The organism is Microcoleus sp. AS-A8, assembly GCA_039962225.1.
GTDB lineage: Bacteria > Cyanobacteriota > Cyanobacteriia > Cyanobacteriales > Coleofasciculaceae > Allocoleopsis.
Map to the genome: position 1 here is coordinate 201,124 of JAMPKV010000012.1, position 6,222 is coordinate 207,345.

6 protein-coding genes are annotated in these 6,222 nt (G+C 45.0%); 2 read left to right on the forward strand and 4 right to left on the reverse strand.

Annotated elements, in window-relative coordinates; all coding sequences use genetic code 11:
- Positions 1-28: 28 nt before the first annotated feature.
- From NDI48_20445 to NDI48_20460, 4 genes are all read right to left on the reverse strand, one after another.
- Complete coding sequence (locus tag NDI48_20445; GenBank protein ID MEP0833538.1) at positions 29-955, reverse strand: hypothetical protein; 927 nt, start codon at positions 953-955, stop codon at positions 29-31.
- An 89-nt stretch (positions 956-1,044) separates the two neighbouring features.
- Positions 1,045-2,394: a cytosine deaminase gene (locus NDI48_20450; GenBank protein ID MEP0833539.1), complete on the reverse strand. Its 1,350-nt coding sequence runs from the start codon at positions 2,392-2,394 to the stop codon at positions 1,045-1,047.
- A 90-nt stretch (positions 2,395-2,484) separates the two neighbouring features.
- Positions 2,485-3,339 carry an ABC transporter permease gene (locus NDI48_20455; protein ID MEP0833540.1) on the reverse strand — a complete coding sequence of 285 codons (855 nt, stop codon included), beginning with the start codon at positions 3,337-3,339 and terminating at the stop codon, positions 2,485-2,487.
- Between the two features lie 280 nt (positions 3,340-3,619).
- Complete coding sequence (locus tag NDI48_20460) at positions 3,620-4,468, reverse strand: alpha/beta hydrolase (GenBank protein ID MEP0833541.1); 849 nt, start codon at positions 4,466-4,468, stop codon at positions 3,620-3,622.
- 214 nt (positions 4,469-4,682) lie between these two features.
- Here NDI48_20460 and NDI48_20465 point away from each other — a divergent pair, with 214 nt between their 5' ends.
- Complete coding sequence (locus NDI48_20465) at positions 4,683-5,213, forward strand: helix-turn-helix domain-containing protein (protein ID MEP0833542.1); 531 nt, start codon at positions 4,683-4,685, stop codon at positions 5,211-5,213.
- Positions 5,214-5,399: 186 nt separating this feature from the next.
- On the forward strand, positions 5,400-5,933 hold the full coding sequence (locus NDI48_20470) for a transposase (GenBank protein ID MEP0833543.1): 534 nt from the start codon (positions 5,400-5,402) through the stop codon (positions 5,931-5,933).
- The last annotated feature ends 289 nt before the right edge of the window (positions 5,934-6,222 follow it).

A 6,222-nucleotide genomic window follows, 5' to 3' on the forward strand; every position in this document is an offset into this window, starting at 1 on the left:
CGCAAGCTAGATAAAGTCGGATTTGGTATTACTTGTCAAATTCCCAATCTGAAGCGTTTCCGTTTCCTGGTTGGGCAACGTCTTGACGGCGGACGAGGTTCTCTACACCGAGTTTAGGTTGATTGAAGAAGGCCCAGCGACCCGTTGCTCCGTTCCCCTTAATGGCAAAATCAGTGACACCCAGCTGACCCGATTGTCCCCAACTCACGATCAGCCAATCGCCAGTTCGCATACCGACACCTCGAAAACTCGTTCCCACAGCCCAGGAAAGTTGATAGGTATCACCCGTCTTTCTAATATTTAAAACGCCCTTGTATCGACCTCCACTACCGGGATTGGTGCCAACTACCTGATAGTCTCCTTCGAGTTGTCCGGGTGTGCCGCCGGTCAATTTTTCCGTTCCAATTTCACCTCCCGCAGAGGCTGTTGTCCACTTGCCCTCTAAGGTGCCATCCTTGCCAATTTTGTAAATCACAATGCCGCTTCCTGCCTCTTCATCCGTACCCCAACCGACAAAGAGGCGACCATCTTCCAAAAAGGCTAGCCCTGACCGATTCCCCGTTGAGGTTTTCCAAAACAGGCTGTATAGGCGTCCTAGGCTTTGAATAATCACGCTACCTGTGTACTTCTTCCCATCAGAGGTTTGGGCTTCCGCAATCGTCCAAGTCCCTTCGATTGTGGCAGCAGGCTGGTTTTGGGCAACAAGAAAGGGTTGAGACGTAGCCGTGCGATCGCTCAACTCTCCTGGATACATCTCCAAAGCTTCTTGCTGCTGGTTTGTGGAGGATTGCTTGACATCTGTGGGAAACAGCCGCTTTGCCTCAGCGCCTTGGTTATATGTCGTTCGTGCCCCTGCGACGAGAGGTGAACACTCAGAGGTGAGAGGCAATAGAGGAGATATCAGAGCCCACAACAGAGGGGTTGTAACAAGACAGTATCTAAGATGGTAGTGCATGGGTAAGTCCTTCAGCAGCTAGGAGAGTACAGTCATGACTCAATGCATCTATATTTCTCATGGAGAGAGATGTTATGCAACAAGTTTTGCTAATAATCAAAGCTTGCCCTCTTCTGCTTTCCTAAACTGTCTATTGCTACTAAATCATCTAGGTCTGCATAATCCGGTAACACCGTATTAATTGGTCTACCGCTTCTGAGAACAATTCGGTCATGGTGCGGACGAGATAATAGTTCACTAAAATTACGTCCTTTAAATAAAATTAAATCAGCAGGGATTCCCACATTAATGCGTCCCAGATTCGGCAAACCCATTAAGTCAGCCGATGTCTTGGTAACAGCACAAGGCCAATCTCCATAAGGCATATCTAACTGGGCAATCCTGACAGATTGGGTAAACACTTCTAAAACATCATGATCGCCAAAACCATAAAATGGATCGCGACAGTTATCGCTAGCAACAGCAACAGAAATACCGTACTGTTTCAATTCGTTGAGTAACGTTACTCCCCGCCAGCGTGGTGTAGTGTTGGGCTTTCTATCTTGAAGATAGAGGTTACACATGGGTAGACTAACAATACCAATCCCTGCCTGTTTGACTAAATCCAACGTTTTTTTGACGACATTGGGTTCCTGCACGGCTAAACTACAGCAGTGACCACAAACAATTTGCCCAGTAAACTCATGACGGATGCTGGCTGCGGCTACTTTTTGCAGGCAAATTGAATTTGGATCGTTGTTTTCATCGGTATGCAAATCCAGATTTAAATTCCGTTCTTTCGCTAGAGAAAATAGGGTATCAAGTTGGGCATCTAAGTCAGGATTCATAAAAGCCACTCCCCCAAGAATGCCCTTATATTCTGCAATTTTATCAGCTAAGGCCACACCTTCTGGGGTTTGATAGTAGTCGAGAGTAACGAGGGAAACTGGTTGCAAAATTAGTTGCTCACACCATGCTTTTTGCAGGGCTTTGAATACCTCTAAACTAATTTCTGCCTGTTGCCCAAACGAGTCAATATGAGTACGGATGGCTTGGGTTCCATGGGCATAGCTGCACTTTAAACCAAATTCCATGCGACGATAGACATCTTCCGCCTGCCAATACTGTTGGCTATCTATTTTTGCGGCTTCAAGAGCACTGTCAAAGGTACCATCAGGATTAGGAGAACGTGTCCAAATATGACCTTTATCTAAATGGGTATGCATATCCACAAAACAAGGCCACACTTGCCCACCGCGCAAGTTTACACTTGGTGTCTCTCCCGTATCGCAGGCATCGGCAGTGATAATTTGGACAATATTACCCTCAGCAATTTCCAGGTCCATTAAACATAAGCCTTCCCCTGTTTGCTGGGCTGTCACACTAGAGTCATTGAGGCTTAAGACTGACGCAGGTACATGGACATTTTTCAGCCAGTAGTGTTCCGCTGTTGGAATCATCAGATTTAATTAATGCTTTAATATTTAGGAACTCAAGAGTTCAAAGTACTCTCTATTTTCTCCTCTGTGTGTCTCTGTAGTGCGTTTCTGTCAATTCTCTCTTTTGACAGCACTTTCATGCCAATTACGCAACAAAAAGTCAGAGACAACAGTCAACCCGACAAAAATGGCTACACCTAAACTTGTCGTCATCAATAAAGCCGCAAACATCCGAGGAATTTGCAGATTATAGCTTGCCATTAAAATTTGATAAGCAATACCCGATCGCGTCCCTCCAGTCCCCGCCACAAACTCCGCCACCACCGCACCAATCAACGCCAAACCCCCACTAATCCGCAATCCTCCCAAGAAATAAGGCAAAGCACTGGGTAAACGCAGATACACCAGAGTCTGCCAGCGTGAAGCTTTATAAAGCTGAAACACATTACTCAAATTGTGGTCAACGCTGTTGAGTCCCAGAGTAGTGTTAGAAACAATCGGAAAAAATGCCACAATCCAGGCACAAACCACCAAAGCAGCAAAAGTATTGTTCCTCATCCAGATAATAATTAAGGGTGCGATCGCAACAATTGGCGTTGTTTGCAAAATCACTGCATAAGGGAAAAAACTCCGTTCAATCCACTTATTCTGAGTAAATAAAATCGCCACCAACAATCCAGAAACCACCGCTGCTACAAAAGCCGCAAGTGTAATTTGCAGGGTAATTATGAGTGACGGGAACAGTTCATTCCAATCCCGAATCAACGTTTGAAACACTAAAAACGGCCCTGGCAGCAAGTAAGGTGGCATCTTAGTTACCTGCACAAAAATCTCCCATGCCAGGATTACCAAGACACCAACCACCACCGGAGCAATCACATCAGGTGAAACTAACTTTTTGCACCAAGCGACCCAAATCGCCTGAGGGGATTGGGTAACGACACGGTTTCTATCGTTTGATACCATCGAATTTTTTTCTGGCGTAGGGAGCATAAGAATTTATCCGCAAATCCCTTTCAGTCACGACCGAACATCTGTGTCTATTCCCATTGGTTAGACCTTCTCTAAAAAACACTAGCGCACGAGGAGGGTAAGAGCTAATTGTCAAGAGAATCTAACATGGCGTCCAATATGGCTTGAATTAGGTTTTAGCCTGAATCCAATCTAGAAAAGATTGCTTTCAGGAAGTAGTTAAAACTAAGGATAAGGAGAAAAGAAAATGTTGGGTTGACTATGAAACGAAGGGTTAGCTATTGAAAAGCCACTCGATCAACTCTTTATCGAATAGCTCTGGCTCTTCAAAGTGAGGCGCATGACTGCTCTTCTCAAATATACGGATAGTAAGATTACTGAACTTGTCTCTCACTCCTTCCCACAAATACGCTGGTGGAACGAAGTAGTCATAGCGACCAAGAGCAAGAAACACAGGGGAAAGCAACTTATCTAAGTTCTCAGTAATATCGATGTCGCGAAAAACCTCGCCCCAGACATAATCAAACACAGCCATATTTACTTCTACACCTTCCCAAAGTTCTGTCGCGTCATAGTTGTAGTCAAACCAACTTTTGGGTCCCATGAGCAGGCAATACGTAATAAAGGCTTTCTCAGGTGCGGCGGAGATTTCTTGAGGCAACCTAGCCAGGTTTTTAGCAAGAGCTGCTTTACGCTCAGGACAAACAGAATCATTCAGATATCGTAACGATGCCAGATGCCCTTCATGGGAGTAACTCGGACCTACACACATCATTACCACATGAGACACATTTGCAGGATATTTCTTGGCATACTCCAGTGCCATAAATGCATGGCCTGAATGACCAATAACAATAATCTTGTCAAATCCTAACTCTTTCCTAACGAGTTCAATATCATCAACCAGTAAGTCTAACTGGTACGCAGAAGTATCTTTACAATCATTCTGAGGTGAGAAACCTCGATGATCGACAAAGACCAACTTTAGACTGTTACGAAGATTGTTAGAAAACGTTCTTGAGTAATACAGTGAACTTCCAACCACGAGGGTAGGAAGCCCGTTACCCTCAACAATATACTGGAGCTTAAAACCGCTTGAATACACATGGCCTGTTAAAGACATATTCTTACCTCTCCAGATTTCATACGCTATTTTTAAATTAAAAGATCATATGGGAACGATGCCACAGGACTTATTTTGAGAGGGATTAGGGCGTCGGGGCTGGGACTAGACCAGGCTGGCAAAAATAAGTGACCAGTTAAAAAAGGAGGCAAAAAGGGATAAACTTAAAGATGCTCCCGTCAAGTGGGAAGAAGTACTTTGAGCCTTGAAATTAATGCCGAATCCTAACGCTCAGGCTATAAACCTGTCGGATAGACAACGAAAACAGCTAGAACACATAGCGAGTCACAGGACTAATGCCTATCGACTGGTGACAAGAGCCAAGGTAATTCAAGGCGCGGCTGGAGGCATCAACAACACAGAACTAAGTCATCAGTTACAACTACACCGTAGGCGAGTAAGGATGTGGCGACAGCGATGGCTGGAAGCGGGGGAGCAACTGGCAGTTGCGGAACAAAAACAGGTAAGTGATAAGCACTTGAGGAAGATGATTGAGAGCATTTTGAATGATGCGCCACGTCCAGGAACCCCCAAATTCTTCAGTGTGGAACAGGCAGTACAAATCATCGCGATTGCCTGTGAAGATCCCCAGCAATCACAACATCCAGTAAGTCATTGGACATCAACCGAATTAGCAACTGAAGCGCAAATGCGGGGGATTGTGGAGAAAATTTCACCCCGTAGTGTGGGGCGTTTTTTACGCATGAAGCAACGCTACAACCTCATCTCCATCGTTACTGGTTAAACTCTAATCCAGAAGACCCAGTAGGATTTAGGAAACAGCTAAAGTACATCTGTGAGCTACATATCGAAGCAATAGAATTACTCAAGCAAGGTATCCATGTGGTCAGTACCGATGAAATGACAGGTATCCAAGCCTTGGAGAGGACTTATCCCTCTCACCCCATGAAGCCAAAACGAGTAGAACGCATTGAAGCAAGAATATATTCGCCACGGGACTGTCACTCTGATTGGCAACTGGCATATTGCTAAAGGGCAACTGATTGCGCCAACGATTGGGGCAACTCGTACAGAAGAAGATTTCGCCCGACACATTAACGCCACGATTGATACTGACCCAGAAGCGGGATGGATTTTCATTGTCGATCAACTCAATATTCATCAATCTGAATCTTTAGTAGATTTAGTTAATCGACGTTGTGGCATCCAGACAGATTTGGGGGTTAAAGGTGCATCGGGCATCCTCAAATCAATGGCAACACGCGCAGCTTTTTTGTCTAATGAGAGCCACCGCATTCGCTTTGTTTACATTCCCAAGCACACTTCTTGGCTCAATCAAATCGAGTGTTGGTTCTCGATTTTAGGGCGGCGCTTACTTAAACGCAGTAATTTTACTTCTCCTGAAGACCTAAAGCAGAAGATTCTTGATTTTATTAACTACTTCAACCGCACTCTGGCTAAACCTTTTGTCTGGAAATTTAAAGGGTTTCCCGAACCGACTTAAGCTGGTCACTTATTTTAGCCACGCTGTACTAGTGCAGCGCGGCAGAAATAACCCACCAGTCTAGAGTGGGGTGACAACTAGGGGTAAACTTTAGAATAGCCTGTGTCATCAGGCTTGGTGTGAGTCACGATAACTTAAGCCATGCCCAGTCCTAAAGCTACTCCGATTATCCTGTCCCAAAGGTGAGGTGATTAACCCTTCTATTGGTGCCACTCGTACTGAACAAGACTTCAAAAACCATATCGCCAAAACTCTCGACACCGACCCAGAGGCAGGTTGGATTTTCATC

Coding starts and splice junctions, on each gene's coding strand:
- NDI48_20445 (MEP0833538.1), bottom strand. CDS start 955: ATGCACTACCATCTTAGATACTGTCTTGTTACAACCCCTCTGTTGTGG.
- NDI48_20460 (MEP0833541.1), bottom strand. CDS start 4,468: ATGTCTTTAACAGGCCATGTGTATTCAAGCGGTTTTAAGCTCCAGTAT.
- NDI48_20465 (MEP0833542.1), top strand. CDS start 4,683: ATGCCGAATCCTAACGCTCAGGCTATAAACCTGTCGGATAGACAACGA.
- NDI48_20450 (MEP0833539.1), bottom strand. CDS start 2,394: ATGATTCCAACAGCGGAACACTACTGGCTGAAAAATGTCCATGTACCT.
- NDI48_20455 (MEP0833540.1), bottom strand. CDS start 3,339: ATGGTATCAAACGATAGAAACCGTGTCGTTACCCAATCCCCTCAGGCG.